This is a genomic window from Novosphingobium pentaromativorans US6-1 (genome assembly GCF_000767465.1).
Taxonomy (GTDB): Bacteria; Pseudomonadota; Alphaproteobacteria; order Sphingomonadales; family Sphingomonadaceae; genus Novosphingobium; species Novosphingobium pentaromativorans.
Map to the genome: position 1 here is coordinate 61649 of NZ_CP009293.1, position 17436 is coordinate 79084.

Here is a 17436-nt window from a genome sequence, read left to right on the forward strand (position 1 = left end):
AAACAGCAAACCAGATCATCCGGGCTAGACACGTGCGACCCAATGCTCGGCCATCACTCAATGATCTTTGCAAAGGCATCTTCTTTGGAAGGGACTTTTACATCAACTCATCGATCAGCAGCAAGCCAAGGAAGCCGACAAAGAACATCGCGCTAATGAGTGGACTGTCGGGTCGCTCGTGTGCTTCGACAAGCAACTCTTCGGTGACGAGGTAGAGCAGTGCCATCAGACCGAAACTCAGGAGGCCCACGATTACCGGCGTCGGTAACATGGCGACGGGCATGGCGACTGTGGTGCCTAGTGGCAAGAGCAGGCTGAGCCCGAATACGGTTGCGATCACGCGCAGTTTTGACGCGAGCGTCTCACTGAGTTCGGCCGTGACGGTGACACCGAGGAACAACACCTCCAGCGTCAGAGCAACGGTCAGAAGCACGCCAGCCTTCTGCCCAGCGATGAATGCCAGCCCGAGGACCAGGCCATCGACAAGAATGTCAATGCCGACAGCGCTGAGCATCGCCACCGGGCCTTTCGCGCGTCCTTCGAGCTCCTTTAGAAGCAACATAACGCCGACGCCGATCATGCCGCCGACGAGCGTGGCAAAGGGCGAGGCATCGTGTTTGATCTGCGGCAGGATTTCAGTCGCGGCCGCCGCGAACACCACGCCTGCGGCAAGATGCTGCATGGCGCTGACAAAGCTCGCGCTGGGCCTTCGCAACAGCGACAGGAGCGCCCCGGCCATAACGGCCGCGACCGGGATAATCGTATAGGCGATCGCTGGCATCAACACCCCCTCAGGCGCGAGCGCATTTGCGCGAGGGCTTACCCGGCTCGCGAACATCGATGTCCTTACCGGACACGGTAAGGGTCATGCCATTTCCGGCATAGGTGCTGTCGGGGGCGGGCGCTGTCAGCCGCGCTGACGGACCGGAAGACCCCTGCCTTACATTGATCGACAATTCGTCCTTGAGAAAATCCACATAAATGACGTCGCCACCGACGCACCGATAGGTATGGCTCGCAACGATCGGTGGCGGCATCGCGACGGGTGGAGCCTCCGCCTGGTTGTTGCTGGATGTGTCGGCCGTGTCGGTGCCGGAGCACCCGGCAAGCAAAGCGGCGCACGGCAATGCCAGCAGAATAAGGTTTCGCGCCCGCGCAGTCCGGCCCGGGAGGTCAGCTTCCTTGGAGGGGCATGTCATGGCAATCTCCTTTCGATGGTAGGTGCTTACGAGCGTGGGCATACCGATCCGACATGGGCAACAACGCCCGGTGCCGGACCGCGATCATTTGAAGCCCGGTTCGAACAGTGTGCCTCCAAAAAGGTTGAGGTCGCGCGCTTCGGCACGCCCCATCGCGGCCAGCAGTGTGAATCCGGCAACATATGCATCGCGTTCGGCGGTGACGAGCTGGACGCGGCTGTTGAGCAGTTCCTGCTCCGCGTTGAGCACGTCGAGAACATTGCGTGTGCCGACGCTGTTTTCCGCCCGAACCCCCTCCAGGGCGAGCGTGTTGGCCGCAATCGCGGTCTTGGACGACTGGATCACCGTCTGCGCGGCCAGATAGCGCGAATAGGCCGCGCGCGCTTCGGCAACGACGCGCCGTTCGATGAAGATGATTTGCTCGATCGCCTGGCTTTCGAGCGCGGTTGCGCGCCGCACCTGGGCGGCCGGCAGGCCGCCTTGATAGAGCGGGATCGTCGCTGAAAGCCCGATGGTCGCCGTCGTTTGGGCCTGCTGGAACACGCGTCCGGGGATGTTGCTCGCGAGCGTACCGAGATAATTGTTGTAGCCGCTGCTTCCCACAACCGAGAGCGTGGGCAAGCGCGAGGCCGCCGCTACACGGACATCGTAGCGCGCAGCCTTGGCATCGGCCTTCGCCGCGACAAGCTGCGGATTGTTTTCGACGGCAATGGCGACGGCATCGGCGGACGATCGTGGTAGACCCGGCAGCGCCGGCGGTGATTCCAGATCGCGTGCGGGCAGGCCGACGAAACGGAGATAATTTTCCAGGCTGGTATCGAGTTGCGCGAGCGCCGTTTCGAGCTGGCCTTGGGCCACGGCAAGACGTGCCTCCGATTGCGCGACATCGGTACGGGTCAGATCCCCGACCTCGAAGCGATCGTGCGTAGCCCGAAGGTTGGTTTCGAGGACAGCGACATTGCGACGGTTGAATCCTACGATCGCGTCATCGCGCATAACGTCCATGTAGACAGAGACGATTGCCGTGAAGAGATCGGCTTCGGTGAAGCGCAGGTTCGCACGGCCCGATTCCACGCGCGCATCGGCTGCACGGATCCCGTTCTTGACGCGGCCGCCCTGATAGAGCGGAAACGATACGTTGGCATTTGCGCTCGTGGCCCGCAAGGGCGCGGAGAAGCTATTGGCAGAACGCACGACAAATTCCTGATAGTCGGCGGTCGCGCTCAATGCCGGGCGCGCCGCCGCCTTCGCGATCGGCACACCTTCATCCGTGGCGCGCAAACCAGCCCGCGCCCCGGTCAGGCTGGGATTGGTGCGATAGGCATGGATCAACGCCTCGCGCAGGGTTTCGCCATGCGCGGGGCTCGCCGCGATAAGTGGTAGGGCAATCCAGGCGAATCTTGGGAATGAGTTCATAGCGTATCTCCATTTTTCTGAAAAGTAAGCAATCGCGCCGTCCTCGGCGCGGCGAGCGGCGGCAGCGAGGCTCAGCGCTTCAGACACGCGATGATCGCTGACATGACGGCCGCGGTCTCATCGACATCGCGCACTTTCACCACGTCCACGCCGGTCTGCGCGGCGGGATAGTCGTTGCCGCCCGGATAGATCGCATCGCCGAGGAACAGCATTCCCGCCAGCGGCACGCCGCTTTCCTCGCTTAGCCGCTTCAGGCCGTAGCCTTTGTCGACACCTTCGCGGGTCACATCGATCGACGTCGTGCCGCCAAGATTGACCGACAGGCCCGGCAGCGCCGCGCGCAGCGTCTCTTGAAGGGCGATGCGCTTGGCGCGGTCCGGGTCCCAGCTCTTCTTCGCGAGCAGTGGTGCGTTCTGGCCGAGGCCAGAGAAGGTAATCTGGCTTCCCCGATCTTCGACCCGAGCCCCCCAGGCCCGCTCATCGGCGACTCTCACTATTGACAGCGCGTGGTCAAAGGCAGCGCGGATCTTCGCCTTTTCCGCTTCATCGAACAACTCGGCATAGATTGTGCGCCACTCGCCGTTGATGAAGCGATAGAGCTTGGTGCCCGTGGTGGGCATCAGCCATAATCGATCACGCGCTGAGTCGGCCGGCAATCGCGAAGCGACTTGTCTATAGAATTGCGGCCAATCACCCCCCGAGATCACCGCGACATCCGCCAGCGCGAGCAGGCGGATGAGCAACGCTGCCATCTCGGCAGACAAGGGGCGTTTGCTTTCGGTAAGAGTGCCGTCGAGATCGAAGACGATCAGCCACTTCATGTCGCATCACCTGCTGGAGCGCGATCGGCGAGAAGGGGGTAGTGCATAGCTGACATCAGACTTTCTCTCGGCACAGATCCTTCATCGCAGCCACTGAATGACCGCCACTAAGATCAGGATGATTGCTGTGACGCCCACCACGACCAGCCTCTCCGCCCGCGGATCGCCGACATTCCTTATGCGCGCGGCGACCTGCCAGGCTGGCCGCAGCCGGACGCGCCAAGACCCCGCGACAATCCGGTCCAGTTCGGCGTCCGACAGACCGAAAAATGCTTTCACATCATCGCGCGCACGGCTTTTCAGGCCCATGACGCGCAGGATCGGATCGTCCCATGCGACGTCGATCGCACTCGGGCTGGAGAACAGCGGCCCTCGTTTGTCCTCGCCGGCCCAGGAGGGAGAGAGAAGCCCGATAATCTGGCGGGGATCGCGTTCCAGCAATACCGCCCAGCGGTCGAGCCGCACATGCCTATCCTCCTTGCGAACCTCGGGATCGGCCACACACCGATCGGCCCAAGCCCGATCGACCAGAACCCGCAGGCGCCGTTTCAGGCGGGCATCGGAGGACCAGATGTGCTTCACGGGCTGTCCGATGCGTCGATGTCGTCATGGGTTGCGCGCTTCAGCGGCCGCGAGCCGCGCAACGTCAGGAAGGTTGTCAGGCTAAGCACCAGCGCGATATCGTAAAGGCCGTAGCCCACCGCTGCCCCGAGAGCGCCGGTCGCCCACAGGCTGGCGGCAGTCGCCGTGCCAGACGCTTTCCCTTTATGCTTCAAGATCGCGCCACCACCGATGAAGCCGACGCCGGTAATCAAGCCCTCCAGCAGGCGCGCTTGTGCCGGCGAGGTGCGGCCGAGGATCGCGATCCCGACGAGCACGAAGCCGCAACTGGCGATCGCGACCAGCGGAAAGGTTCGAATGCCGGCGCTGCGTTCGTCCTTCTCGCGATCCCAACCAACGGGCAACGCGAGGGCATAGGCGATCGCCAGGCTGAAGATGTGCGTGAGGGATTCGGACCACGGTGGAAACGTCATTCGGCAGACCCCATCCGGATCGGGAATATGTCACAGGCTGCAGCCATGGATCTGTTCACCGTCGTCCCTCCGCATCGCGATAGGCGAGCAGTCGGAGAGCGTTGAACACCACGAGCAGCGTCGACCCTTCATGCACCGCCACTGCCGGGCCGATACCAAGTCCGAGAATGGTTGCCGGCACCAGGAGGGCGACCACACCCAGGCTGACGAACACATTCTGCAGGATCACCGAACGGGTGGTGCGGCTGAGCCCGACCGCAAAAGGCAAGTGCGACAGATCGTCGGCCATGAGCGCGACATCGGCCGTTTCCAGCGCGACGTCCGAACCCGCCGCGCCCATCGCGATCCCGACCGTCGCGCTCGCCATCGCCGGCGCGTCGTTGACGCCGTCGCCGACCATCGCGACTTTCGCTTCGGCGCGCAGCTTCTTGATCGCCTCCACCTTGTCCTCCGGCATGAGATCGCCCCATGCCTCTTCGATCCCCACTTCACGCGCGATCGCTTTGGCCGCCCGTTGATGGTCGCCGGAGATCATAATCATCCGCTTGATGCCGATTTCGTGCAGCCGCTTGAGCGCGGCCTTGGCCGTTTCGCGCGGCGTGTCGAGCAAGCCGATCGCGCCAAGATCGCGGCCATCGCGCTGCACGACCATGCTGGTCTGTCCACTCTCTCGCAATTGCTCGACGGCCTCCACCATCGCGGGAGACAGTGGCGGGATGCCATCGGCGCCGAACATTCCCGGCTTGCCAATCAGGACCTCATCTTCACCGACAAGGGCCGAGACGCCGCGACCCGTCAGGCTCTTCAGGCTTTCCGCCTGCGGGATGGAACGGTTTCCGACATGATCGCGCCCGTCACGTGCTATTGCTTGCGCCAGTGGATGATCGCTCAAGGATTCGACCGCTACTGCGATCGCCATAAGCTCCTGCTTGTCCACGCCGGTCGCCGGGATGATCTGCTCGATGCGCGGCTCGCCCATGGTGAGCGTGCCGGTCTTGTCGAAGGCGATAGCCTCGAGCGAGCCAAGCAGTTCGAGCGGGGCACCGCCCTTGACGAGAACGCCGCCTCGCGCGGCGCGGGCAACGCCCGACAGGACCGCGCTGGGCGTGGCAATAGCCAGTGCGCAGGGACTAGCTGCCACCAAGACGGCCATGGCGCGATAGAAGCTATCGCGAAACGGCTCATCCACGACTGTCCAGGCGAATAGGAGCAGCACGGCCAAAGCTAGGACCACCGGAACGAACACCCGCTCGAACCGATCTGTGAACCGCTGCGTGGGGGACTTCTGCGTCTCCGCTTCGCTCACCATTTTGACGACCTTCGCGAGCGTGCTTTCGCTAGAAAGACGCGTGACCTCGATATCGATCAGTCCGCTGCCGTTGATGGTCCCGGCGAATACGCGATAGGCTCGATCCAGCTTATCCGGATTGGCGCGTGCTGCATCGTCGTCTGTGACTGGCCGCTTGTCGACGGGCATGCTTTCGCCCGTCACCGGTGCCTGGTTGACCGACGTTGTGCCTTTGACGATGAAGCCGTCGGCGGGAACGCGCGTGTCAGGCCTCACTACGACGATATCGCCCCATACCAATTCCTCGACCGGCAATTCCTCGGTGCTTCCGTCGAGGCGACGAACGATAGCTGTCGGAGGCGTCAGCTCGGCGAGCGCTTCGATCGCCCGTCTTGCGCGACCCATCGCGTAATGTTCCAGAGCGTGTCCAAGGCTGAACAAAAAGAGGAGCAGGGCACCTTCCGCAAATGCACCCAGCGCCGCTGCACCCGCGGCTGCCACAAGCATAAGCGTATCGATCTCGAATTTGCGCAGCTTCAGATTCTCGATCGCCTCGCGCAGCGTGAAAAAGCCACCAAAGACATAGGCCGATACGTAGAGCGCGGTGGGGAGCCACAGCGGCGCGCCGGCAACGAGTTTCTCGATGGCAAAACCGATCGCGAGCAACCCGCCACAGGCAAGTGCGAAAATCAGCTCGGTGTTCGGGCCGAGGAAGGCGCCGTGAGCATGATCATGATCTGCATGATCCCTCCCGGCATGTTTGTGTCCGTCAGCCTCGCCGTGCTCTTCGCTGCCGGCCGGAGTCGGCCGGCTTGCAGTTGGCATGTTGCGCGGCGTTATTCCCAATTCAAGAAGTGCGTCTGAGATCTGTCGCTCGGTTAGTTTTTCCCGGTCGAACTCGACGCGGAGCTGGCCCGATGCGCTCGCGCCCGCTTCTATGATACCCGGAAGCGCCCGCAGCCGGCCGACGACTGTGCGGGCACGCCGCTGGTGGGCGATCCCCTCCACTTCATAGAAAAGATGCCCGAAACGTCCGGTGATCGCCGCACCTGCAGCGTGAGCACTTTCACGTATGCGGGATAAAGAGACGATTTCAGGATCATAGTGAATGCACAGTAGGGCAGGCGTACCATTGTCTGGTACCATGATGTGCGCTTGTTCGACCCCCGGCCGTGCGGCCAGTTCCGAGGTCAGACGCTCGACACACGCGTCGGAAGCGTCAGTGATCTCGGGCAATATGAGGGGAATATCGAGCTGAAGCTTTTGTGTCATGAGTGGTCCTGTCTTGTAGCAGGGCGCTGGCATGGCCCTGCACCCCTGGGATCGATCAGTGGGCTGTCAGGGAGGACGCGCTTGATCCTTGGGCGGGTCGAGCGGGGCTCGGCGGCAAACACGCGTAGGCTTGTCAGGGCGCATTATCGCGATGTCGCTGTTCGAAATTGCTACGTTCGCCTGGTCGCCAACATAGGTTAGGCCCATCGCAGGCGCTGTCAGGCGTTCAGGCTTGCCATCTGGCAGAACCCTGAGGTCGATTGTCAGCCCATCGAGTAGGAAATCTAGATCCACCCTCGAACGATCATCGCAGACATAGCTATGTCTGACGACTTGTCCCGCGATAGCTCTGCGATCATGATCGCTCTTGGCCGCATTGTCGGCGTCTGCTGAGCAACCTGCTGCACCGATGATGGCAATGATCCCGGTGAAGATAGCGATCGACCAACACGGCAGATTCTGCTGCTTCGAATGTTCTAAGAATCTCTTCACGGCCAGCCCCTCAGATGCAATCGCCGTGGGCGCCCAGGGTTGACGCCCACGGCGCGGACCCTTCTCACAAGCGCGCGGGGGGGCGATGGCTTGCGGGGGTCGATTGCCGACATGTCGTTAAAGCTGCTCTGGGAAAGAGTATTTGCGGCGGCGTGGGCGTGCTTTGTGGACCCAAGCATAACCGGGTAGGTAATGCTTGTATGGCGCAGGCTTTTTGCCACCGCTTTGATTTGGATCGCGCTAGTCATTGGCCCTGCCTGGCCGTGGTGGCATCTTGATAGGCCGCTGCCGATGCCGCGCAGATTGAGGCAATCTCGATTGCCTACGAAGAAGCGAGAGAAATGCAGCGTCCTGATGGCGCATTGTTCGCCGAAGTCCTTTTCGCATCAGTCGACCCAGCACCAGGCCAAAAATGCCTCGAACTTCGACGGCATGATGGATGCAAACTCCATTCGCGATCGGATCAATCTCGTAGTATTCGTCGAAGGTAAGGAAGCCGCGAACTCCCATTTCCCATCCTATTGTCCGGGGTTTGATGAGCTTGTTGATGATCATTTGTGTTTTCATCTTTCGATCCCCCCCAAAAAACAGCCACGTGATGTCCAATTCGGCTCCGTGCTCGATTTGGCCAGTGATGCGATAGACTGGATGCCAGCGAGCGAAGCCGTGGAGATCGGCGAGCAACGACCACACCCTGAGGGCGGACATGTTATAGTTGAATGCTGTTTCTTCCTTCATGGCTGTCTGTCCCAACGGTTCGCAGCCTCGCCGAACGGAAGGCCGCGTGAACGCGGCCTTCTTCCTCGCTCAGCATCGGATTCCTGCGATGAAGCAGGGCAGTCGGCATGCACGATCGCGCCGCCGTCCCTTGGAAATGGAACTCAAGGCAGGTCATGCGGCTGACTCTTTGACGGCAAGGTTGGCTTTGCCGCCGACGACCTCGACGGCCTCCAGCGTGATAAGCCCGATGTCTGCCGTCGCCGCGACCGTTGCGGCGAAGGGACGCAATTTGTCCTCGTCGTCAACGATCTCGATGACAACTGCCCGGTCGTTTTCGAAGACGTGGCGCTGATGGAGATGGGCCGAGCGGCCAAAGCCGAGCCGCGCTTCAAGCACGGTTACGCCAGCGAGCTTCCACTCTTGCGCAAGTGAGGCTACATATTCGAAAACCTTGCGGTCGCCAATGTAAGCTACGTCATCAGTATAAAGGCGAAGCAGTTTCATATTTTGATTCATTCTTTCTCTCCTTCACTTGTTATTGCCGAGGCGAGGGGTTCAACCTCTTTGCCTCGGCGTCGCCAGTTGAGTTTTACGCCCAGCACCACCTTGGCGATCGCGGGCAGTACGAGCAGGGTGAGAATGGTCGCCGCGATCAGGCCGCCGATGACCGTGGTTGCGAGGGGCTTTTGCACTTCCGCGCCAGTTCCGCGGGCGAGGGCCATTGGAACGAAGCCGATCGCGGGCACGAACCCAGTCATTACGACGGCCCGCATCTTTTCCGTCATGCCTTCCCGGATCGCTTCCACGAGCGACACGCCCCCGTCGAGGCGCTCGCGGATAGCCGTCATGACCACGAGGCCGTTCAGTACGGCAACGCCCGCTAGACAGATGAATCCCACGGCGGCCGAAACTGAGAAGGCGATCCCGGTCAGGGCCAGTGTGAAGACTCCGCCCGCCAGCCCCAGCGGCACCGCTAGAAACACCGCTGCCGCCCGCCCGAAGCCGCCCAACGCCATGTAGAGCAGCCCGAAGATTGCTGCGAAGCACAGCGGCACGACGATAGACAGGCGTTGTGAAGCCGCTTGCAGGCTTTGGAACTGCCCGCCCCATTCCAGATAGTATCCGGCGGGCAGCTTGACCTGCGCAATCTTTGCCTGCGCCTCGGCTACGAACGAACCTGCATCCCGTCCCTGGAGATTGGCTTGGATGACAACGCGCCGTTTGCCATTCTCACGGCTGATCTGGTTCAAGCCTTCGGTGAAGCGGATTTGCGCGACTTGCGACAATGGCACCGATCGCCTTACCTGCCCCTCTATTTGCGGAAGCAGGACGGGGAGAGCGAGTATCGTATCAAGATCGACGCGTGTCTTCTCAGGCACACGAACAGCAATGTTGAAGCGACGGTCGCCCTCGAACAGCAGGCCAGAGTCGCGCCCACCCATCGCGGCGGCCACGGTGTCCGCGACCTCCTGGACGGTAAGCCCGTAGCGTGCGATGGCGGCACGATCGAACCGAACATCGAGCGTTGGCGCACCGCCGGTTTGATCGGCCTTGACGCTTGCCGCCCCGGGGACCGACTGCAGCACCCGCACAATCTCGTTCGCTGACTGTGCCATCTTGTCAAGGTCGTCGCCGTAGAGCTTGATGGCGACGTCGCCACGCACCCCGGCGATCAACTCGTTGAAACGGAGCTGAATAGGCTGGCTAAGCTCGTAGAGCTGGCCCATCTTCCCGTTGGCCGCCTTCTCGACACGTTCGATTACATCGGCTTTGGACGTCACACCGCTCGGCCATTGATCCTGCGGCTTGAGGATGACGAAGCCGTCGGACACGTTAGGTGGCATGGGATCGGTTGCCACTTCGGCGGTGCCCGTCTTCGAGAACATCAGCTCGACTTCGGGCAATTTTGTCACGGCACGTTCTACGTTGCGCTGCATGGTAAGCGACTGTTCGAGGCTAACGGAAGGAACCCGCGTCGATGCGAGCGCCAGATTCTTTTCGTCGAGCTGGGGGATGAACTCCGAGCCCAACAGGCCGAAGGCCGGGATTGCGGCGACGAAGAAGGCGAAACCGCCGCCAATGAACAGCCACGGCCGCGCGAGTGCTTTGTCGAGAAGTGGCAGATAGCGTTCCTTGGACTTGCGGATCAGCCACACTTCCTTCTCGGCCACCTTGCCTCGGATGAGCAGGGCAACGAGCGCCGGAACGAAGGTGATGGCGAGCACAAAGGCCGCGACCAGCGCCAACATGATGGTGATTGCCATCGGCGAGAAGGTTTTGCCCTCGACACCGGTGAATGTCAGTAGTGGCGCGAAGGCGAGCAGGATGATGGCCTGGCCGAACACCGTCGGCTTGATCATCTCCTGGCTGGCCCGCATTGTTTCTTCGAGCCGTTCGCGCAGGTTCAGCAATCGTCCTTCATGCTCCTGCCGGTGCGCGAGCCGGGCCAGGCAGTTCTCGATGATGATGACGGCGCCGTCGACGATCAGCCCGAAATCGAGCGCGCCAAGGCTCATTAGATTGCCCGGCACGCGAAACGCATTCATGCCCATCGCCATCATCAGGAACGAGAATGGGATGACGAGGACGGCAATGATCGCTGCGCGCCAGTTGCCCAACAGCAGAAACAAAGATGCCGCGACCAGCAAAGCGCCCTCGGTCAAATTGCGCTGGACGGTGGCGACGGTGGCGTTGACGAGCTTGGCCCGATCGAGGACCACCTTGACCTCAACACCGGGCGGCAAGGTCGCTTTGACCTGATCGAGCTTTTCGCCAACCGCGCGGGCCACCACGCGGCTGTTCTCGCCGATCAGCATGAGCGCCGTGCCAACGACCGCTTCCTGGCCGTTCATGCTGGCGGCGCCCGTGCGGAGATCGCCGCCGATCCGCACATCGGCGATTTGTCCGATCGTGATCGGCACACCGCCGCGTGTCGCGGCCACCGCATTGCGGATTTCATCGACCGAGCGGATGCGTGCATCAGCGCGCACCAGATAGGCTTCGCCGCCCCGGTTGAAGAAATTGGCGCCGACCGCGAGGTTCGCCGCTTCGAGTGCCTGGCCAAGTTCGGTGTAGGAAATGCCGTAGCTGGTGAGCTTCACCGGGTCGGGTTCGACGACGAAGGTTTTTGCGTAACCACCGATCGAATCGACGCCCGCGACGCCCGGCACCGTCCGGAGCTGGGGCCGGATGATCCAGTCCTGGATGGTGCGAAGATAGCCAGCCTTTGCAACTTCGTCCGTGAGCCGGCTACCCTCGGGCGTCAGATAACTGCCGTCGGGCTGCCAACCCGGTTGACCTGCGACCTTGCGTGCGCCCCGGCCATCGGGTTTGCCGAAGCCGACCGTATACATGACGACTTCGCCGAGGCCCGTCGTCACCGGGCCGATTTGCGGCTGGACGCCCTCGGGCAGTGTTTCCTGGGCTTGGACAAGGCGTTCGCCGACCTGCTGGCGGGCAAAATAGAGGTCGGTCGAATCGGAGAAGATGGCAGTGACCTGACTGAACCCATTACGCGACAAGGAGCGTGTCGATTCCAGGCCGGGGATGCCGGCAAGCGCCGTTTCGATCGGATAGGTGACGAGCTTTTCCATCTCGACCGGCGAAAGCGCGCGGTCGACGGTGTTTATCTGGACCTGCTTGTTAGTGATGTCGGGAACAGCGTCGATCGGCAGTTTGGCGAGTTGCCACACGCCGATGCCAGCTATAGCGAGAAAGATGAACAGCACCGCCCAGCGCGCGCGGACGGACAGCGCCATGAGACTTGCGATCATGGCCTATTCCTCCTCGCCCGCGCCCTTGCCGAGTTCGGCTTTGAGCAGGAAAGCGTTACGGGTAGCGATGGTCTCGCCGGACTTGAGGCCGGAGACGATCTCGATGCGGCCAGCGCTGCGTTGCCCCAGAGTCACGAAGCGAGCGCGGAACCCTTGGGGGGTCCGGACGAAGACTGCATCGCGACCTTCAAAGCTTTGCACTGCGTCTTCGGACACGACAATGGAATCCGTCGGGGAACCCCGACTCGGCATCAGCCTCACGCGCACACCGAGGCCGGGCTGGAGTATCCCGCCCGGAACATCGAGCACCGCCGTTGCCGATCGGGTTTCGTTGTTGAGCGTGGGCGTGACGGCGCGCACCTTGCCTTCCACCGTGCGGCCATCGGCGAGTTCGACAACGGCGCGGTCGCCAGGAGCAAGGCGCGCAATATCGCCAGGAGTGATCGCAGCCTCGACCTGAATCTGGCTGGGATCGGCGACGCGGAACAGCTCGGCTTCAGGCTGGACAAAGGCACCTAGGCTTACCGATGCCGAGGTGACGCGGCCTGCGATCGGACTGGCGACGATTACGCCCCGACCGTCGCTGGTGACATTTGCGGCGCCGGCCGAGACTTGGGCTCGCCTTGCTTCAGCCGCTGCCGCTGCTGCTTCGGCTTGTGCCCGTTCGAGATCGACGCGCGCTGATACCTTCTGATCGAAAAGGTAGCGCTCGCGCGCGAGTGACTTCTGAGCCAGGTCGGCGCGAGCCGCCGCCGCCGTGCGATCAGCGGCGATCTGAGCCGCGTCTCGGCTCTCGACCACGGCGAGCGCTTCACCCGCTCGAACAGGATCACCGAGCCGTTTGAACACGCGCGTGACAGCGCCGCCAGCGCGGGCCGTTACCAGCGCCTCGCCGGTGGGGGAGGGCGATACGAGCGCCTGCGCAACGATCTCGGAGCCAAGGCCGCCAGCACGCACCGCCTCAACCGCAATTTCGGCTTCGCGAATCGCCTGCGCACTCATTGCAAGGCTGTCTGGTGGCGTTTCGCTCTTTTTCCCGCCGACCTTCTCGGTTGATTGGCTGCTGACCGGATCCGCGGTGCAGCGCGCGACGCTGAAGCCACCGACTGCAGCGAGTAAAACCGCCCCTGCCACGCCCCCAAGGAGGCGCTTGTCTTGTGTTATCATCGAGTTTCTCCGAAATTGGATGAGCAGCGGGCGAGAACTACCTCGCTCGGCACTGCGAATGCAGTGGAGACAATGTTGAGCGTTGTGGTGAAGGCGATCATTGCGGTGTCTCCGCAATAACTGGCGCCGGGACCGTCAGACGTGCGAGCCGCGCTTCCGCGTCATGATAGGCAACGAGCGCATCGACGAACGCACCATTGGTGTCCGCTAGCGTCCGCTCGGCAACGAGCAGGTCGAGTTGGCTGAACCTTCCTTGCGCATAGCCAATCCTCGCGATTCTGGCGGCTTCCGTGGCTGCGGAGAGTGCCGGCCCGCCGGCCGCTCGCGCGCTTGCCGCCGCATTGGCGAGCTCTGCCTGCACGCTGGCGATGGTTTGTTCCGTTTCCAATAGGGTAACGCGCCGTCGCGCATCGACCTGGAGCCGTTCCGACTCGGCCTGGCTCACGGCGGCACGGCCATTATTGAAGAGGGGGAAAGGGATGCTAAGACCGAAAATCGCTGCTGTGTCACCGGAGGCTGAGAGACGGCGCGCACCCGCGTTGAGCGTCACGTCCGGCACGCGCTGCGAGCGGGCAAGCCTGACCAGGGCGTCGGCCGTCGTAACATCTGCCTCGGCCGCCGCGATGATGAGCGTCCCCTGCGCGGAGACGGGGACTGCCGGACCATAGGTTCCGACCCGATCGAACCAGGCAACGTCAAGCTCACCGGCGATTGGTTCGCCGATCAAGCGCGCCAGGTTCTCTTTCGCGACGACGGCCTCCCGAACAGCTCTGTCGAACGCGACATTGGCATTTACCCGCTCGACATCGGCGCGTTGTTGCTCGATCGGCGAAGCCGCCCCCGCCGTTACTCTCGTGCTGGCAGCGCTGAAGCCGCGATTGGCAAACTCCGCCAATTGCCGTGCTACGGCAACGCGGCGTTCTGCAGAAACGGCGGCGACATAGGCCATCGTGACCCGCTCGCGCAGGTCCGCCTCCACAATGGCGGCTTCGATCCGCGCGCGATCGCGACGCGAGTCTGCAACGGCGATGCGGGCCGACCGCTTGCCTCCAAGCTCGATCGGCAGGGCGAGCCCGGTCGTCGTTTCGGCGCTTTGCGTGCCCCGGTAGAGGCCTGATCCACCGACATTTTCAACCTGGACCTGGACCTGTGGGTTAGGCCGCAAGCCGGCCACGGTGCGCGCGGCACCTGCCGCCCGTACGCCCGCATCAGCGACTTCAAGGCTTGGGGACGACGCGCCCGCCGCAATGAGGGCGCGTTCCAACGTGAAGGGAGGTGAGGAACTTGGCGGCGATGGCGACGTCTGCGCGTGCGCGATAGCCGCGCAAGACGCCACGGCCAGCAGGGCCGCAATGACACGATGCATGAATGAGAGCTCCTGATAATTCCGGGAGGCCGCGAACGTTGCGGCGAAGTCGGAATATCAGGCTATTGGAGGTCGCAGCGCGGGGTCAGCTGTAGCGAGCGGGAGGTACTGGAAACCGAAAAGCGATGACGGGTTGTCCATGCCAAAAGCGATTGGCAGCACTTCGCTTTTCACAGCATCGCAAACTTGGTGGCTGTGACAGCCCCCATGGTGATGCGTGAATCCCTTATTTGCATCGGAAGGAACCTGGTCCCCGTCACCGTTGCTGTGTCCCATGCTGGCGGCTGTTGCACTGTCCACGCAGGAAATCGGCTCCATGGCGTGTGCAATCGATCCGCCAGTCAGAGACAGGCTGACATAAAGCGCTGCAAAAATGAGCAGGACACGCCGCATGATAGACGCGGATAGCACGATGAGACCACTTCGGAAAGGAATTCCTTCAGTGTTATGGGGATGGCGTCGCCTGGGGGTAGAAGCAATCCTCTGGGCCGGGCGGCGGCCGGCTATCAAGGTCGATTACGAACGTCTCGCAGCCAATCGAGCCAATTTGCCTGGAGGGTGTTCATCGTCGGTGCGTCTGGATGAGGCGGTGGTTCTCAACCTCACAGAATTATCTGGTGAACTTCGGGACTGGCGTTTCATGTAAGTGTGACGTGCAGGTTTCGACCGAGAAGCCTTCGCAAGCACTGCTCTGGATCGACCCTGACCTCTTGAAGTTCGGAGGCGATACAGGCCAAGGCGACGATCTACCAAAAAACCTGTTCGTGTGACCCGCCAGTCGTTTACTGCGCCGTCGTTACGTCGCCATGGTGTCAATCTGGTGTTGTTCCAATGCAATCTTGAAGGAGGGTCCGTTGCGAATCCAGCTTTCGTCGCTTCTATTTGTCGAAGTGGCGGCCCCATATTGGCTGCCGTTTATTGAAATCCTCGGCTGCGATGCAAGATAGGTTGCCGGCGAGCGCCATGATCGATTCGCAAACCTTCTCCGTCACTTTCCCCTTCGCGGCGGCCATGCCTTCATGGCTGGAGGCGATGCTTGGGGTCGCCCTGCTGTTTGCGGTTGCGGTCTTCGTCAACTGGATCGTCAAGCAGGTGATCCTTAAGTTCGCCTTGCAGCTGTTGCCCAAGGACGGTCCGACTCCCGCACCTATCGTCGCGCGGCTCGCCAATATCGTGCCTGCGCTCATCCTCGCCCGCGGCGTCGGACTGGTCGTGCATCTGCCAGCTGGTTTGGCGACGGCGATCCATAATGTGGCGAATGCCTTCATCATCCTGACGATCATCCTGGCGATGAACGCCGCGCTCAATCTTGCAAACCGGCTCTATCAGCGCCGGCCCGATGCCGACCACCGTCCCATCAAGGGATATATCCAGGTCCTCAAAATCCTGCTGTTTCTTGCCGGCACGGTGCTGGTGATTGCGGTGGTAATGGAACAGTCGCCGTTGCTACTGCTCTCGGGACTGGGCGCGCTGGCGGCAGTGCTCATGCTGGTGTTCAAGGATACAATCCTGTCGCTGGTCGCATCGGTGCAGCTCACCTCCAACGACATGCTCCGGGTCGGGGACTGGATCGAGATGCCAGCGCTCAATGCTGATGGAGACGTGATCGATATTGCCTTGCACACGATCAAAGTGCAGAACTTCGACAAGACGATCACGAGCATACCCACCTATCGGCTCATCTCCGACAGTTTCAAGAACTGGCGCGGCATGCAAGACGTCGGTGTGCGACGGATCAAGCGATCTCTCTTCATCGACCAGAGCAGTATCCGCTTTCTGGGCGAAGAGGACGAACTGAGCCTGCGCCGTTTCGCGCTGATCGACGATTATCTAATCCGCAAACAGGGCGAACTGGCGCAATCGAACGATCAGCTCGTCGAGCATGGCGGGGATGTCGTGAATGGACGGCGTCTAACTAACATCGGCACGTTTCGCGCCTACGTTATCGCGTATCTTCGCGCACAAACGCGTGTGTCGGGCGATATGGCCCTGCTTGTGCGTCAGCTCCAACCTACCGCGCAGGGATTGCCGCTGGAGATCTACTGCTTCACCGCGACGACGATCTGGTCGGAATATGAAACCATCCAGGCCGATATTTTCGATCACTTGCTCGCGATCCTGCCTGAATTCGGCCTGCGCCTCTATCAGGCACCGAGCGGCCATGACGTTCAACGGATGTCATTGGGCGAGAATGCGAAGAAATCGATCGGGGTGGGAGATGGCTGAGCGTTCTCAAGCCGTCCAGGCGCTCGAGTTCCGTTGCGTCGCCATACTTCAATGGCGCCCCCGGACATAGAAACGGCCAATCAGGGACAAGCCGATAGGCAAAATGGCTAATGCGGCCATGCCGATTACCCAGATGACCACGACGGCACCCTTGCCGGTGCTCTTTAGCATCCCCAGCAATTGTCCGGGCAGGCTGCTGGTATCGAGCGCGGCCAGTATGTCGCCGGCAGATTTGTTGCCCAGGGTTTTCGCGGTATCCTGTCCGCGATCCACGACGAGATCGAGCGAGGTGGCGAGCCAGGCGAGCACGGGGTCGGTGAAGCTGTAGAGAAGCCAGGAGAGCAGCGACCAGATTAGCATCGCGAGGCCGATCAGAATCCAGGCGAAAGGCCGCAATTTCCCGCTTCGGATCCGCGTGGCTCCCTCCTGCGGAAAGCCTTCGATCGATTGGTTTTTCCAGCGTCGCGAGCCATGTGACAAAGCGAATTCCCTTCATATTAGCCAGATGCGGGGTCTGGCCAAACGACCCAGCGGCCATCTTCACCCGTACGCAACAAAGACACCATAGGGAATGTCCCTATAGCGCGTCTGTTACCGAACATAGGAAAGGCGTGCCTCGATTGTGCTGCTCCGCTCCCGAGTCTCGGGGTCATGTGCGGAAG

General features: G+C 61.7%; 14 protein-coding genes. 1 reads left to right on the top strand and 13 read right to left on the bottom strand.

Annotated features, from left to right (window positions below):
- Positions 1 to 97 precede the first annotated feature (97 nt).
- From JI59_RS22235 to JI59_RS22295, 12 genes are all read right to left on the bottom strand, one after another.
- A complete protein-coding gene (locus JI59_RS22235; RefSeq protein WP_039858502.1) occupies positions 98 to 781 on the bottom strand; it encodes a ZIP family metal transporter in 684 nt (227 codons plus the stop codon).
- Between the two features lie 10 nt (positions 782 to 791).
- Complete coding sequence (locus JI59_RS22240) at positions 792 to 1199, bottom strand: hypothetical protein (protein ID WP_235399129.1); 408 nt, start codon at positions 1197 to 1199, stop codon at positions 792 to 794.
- Positions 1200 to 1283: 84 nt separating this feature from the next.
- Positions 1284 to 2615, bottom strand: coding sequence for a TolC family outer membrane protein (locus JI59_RS22245; protein WP_039858499.1), 1332 nt, complete (start codon positions 2613 to 2615; stop codon positions 1284 to 1286).
- A 71-nt stretch (positions 2616 to 2686) separates the two neighbouring features.
- Entirely contained in the window at positions 2687 to 3436 is a 750-nt protein-coding gene (locus tag JI59_RS22250; protein WP_007015412.1) for an HAD-IIB family hydrolase, read from the bottom strand.
- Between the two features lie 81 nt (positions 3437 to 3517).
- Positions 3518 to 3901 carry a hypothetical protein gene (locus JI59_RS22255; protein ID WP_238532641.1) on the bottom strand — a complete coding sequence of 128 codons (384 nt, stop codon included), beginning with the start codon at positions 3899 to 3901 and terminating at the stop codon, positions 3518 to 3520.
- Positions 3902 to 4014: 113 nt separating this feature from the next.
- On the bottom strand, positions 4015 to 4470 hold the full coding sequence (locus JI59_RS22260) for an MgtC/SapB family protein (protein WP_007015410.1): 456 nt from the start codon (positions 4468 to 4470) through the stop codon (positions 4015 to 4017).
- A 55-nt stretch (positions 4471 to 4525) separates the two neighbouring features.
- A complete protein-coding gene (locus JI59_RS22265; RefSeq protein WP_007015409.1) occupies positions 4526 to 7030 on the bottom strand; it encodes a heavy metal translocating P-type ATPase in 2505 nt (834 codons plus the stop codon).
- Between the two features lie 732 nt (positions 7031 to 7762).
- Entirely contained in the window at positions 7763 to 8260 is a 498-nt protein-coding gene (locus tag JI59_RS22275; RefSeq protein ID WP_039858486.1) for an SRPBCC family protein, read from the bottom strand.
- Positions 8261 to 8413: 153 nt separating this feature from the next.
- Positions 8414 to 8758 carry a DUF190 domain-containing protein gene (locus tag JI59_RS22280; RefSeq protein WP_039858483.1) on the bottom strand — a complete coding sequence of 115 codons (345 nt, stop codon included), beginning with the start codon at positions 8756 to 8758 and terminating at the stop codon, positions 8414 to 8416.
- Entirely contained in the window at positions 8755 to 12015 is a 3261-nt protein-coding gene (locus tag JI59_RS22285; RefSeq protein ID WP_007015405.1) for an efflux RND transporter permease subunit, read from the bottom strand. The genes JI59_RS22280 and JI59_RS22285 overlap by 4 nt, the downstream gene beginning before the upstream one ends.
- A gap of 3 nt (positions 12016 to 12018) precedes the next feature.
- Positions 12019 to 13182, bottom strand: coding sequence for an efflux RND transporter periplasmic adaptor subunit (locus tag JI59_RS22290; protein ID WP_039858481.1), 1164 nt, complete (start codon positions 13180 to 13182; stop codon positions 12019 to 12021).
- Between the two features lie 97 nt (positions 13183 to 13279).
- Positions 13280 to 14548 (bottom strand): TolC family protein, encoded by a 1269-nt coding sequence (locus JI59_RS22295; RefSeq protein ID WP_007015403.1) that lies wholly within the window; start codon positions 14546 to 14548, stop codon positions 13280 to 13282.
- A 963-nt stretch (positions 14549 to 15511) separates the two neighbouring features.
- Between JI59_RS22295 and JI59_RS22300 the strand changes: the two genes are divergently transcribed.
- Complete coding sequence (locus JI59_RS22300) at positions 15512 to 16774, top strand: mechanosensitive ion channel family protein (RefSeq protein ID WP_007015400.1); 1263 nt, start codon at positions 15512 to 15514, stop codon at positions 16772 to 16774.
- Positions 16775 to 16822: 48 nt separating this feature from the next.
- Here the strand turns inward: JI59_RS22300 and JI59_RS22305 are convergent, their stop codons facing one another.
- Positions 16823 to 17134 carry a hypothetical protein gene (locus JI59_RS22305; protein WP_039858493.1) on the bottom strand — a complete coding sequence of 104 codons (312 nt, stop codon included), beginning with the start codon at positions 17132 to 17134 and terminating at the stop codon, positions 16823 to 16825.
- Between the last annotated feature and the right edge of the window lie 302 nt (positions 17135 to 17436).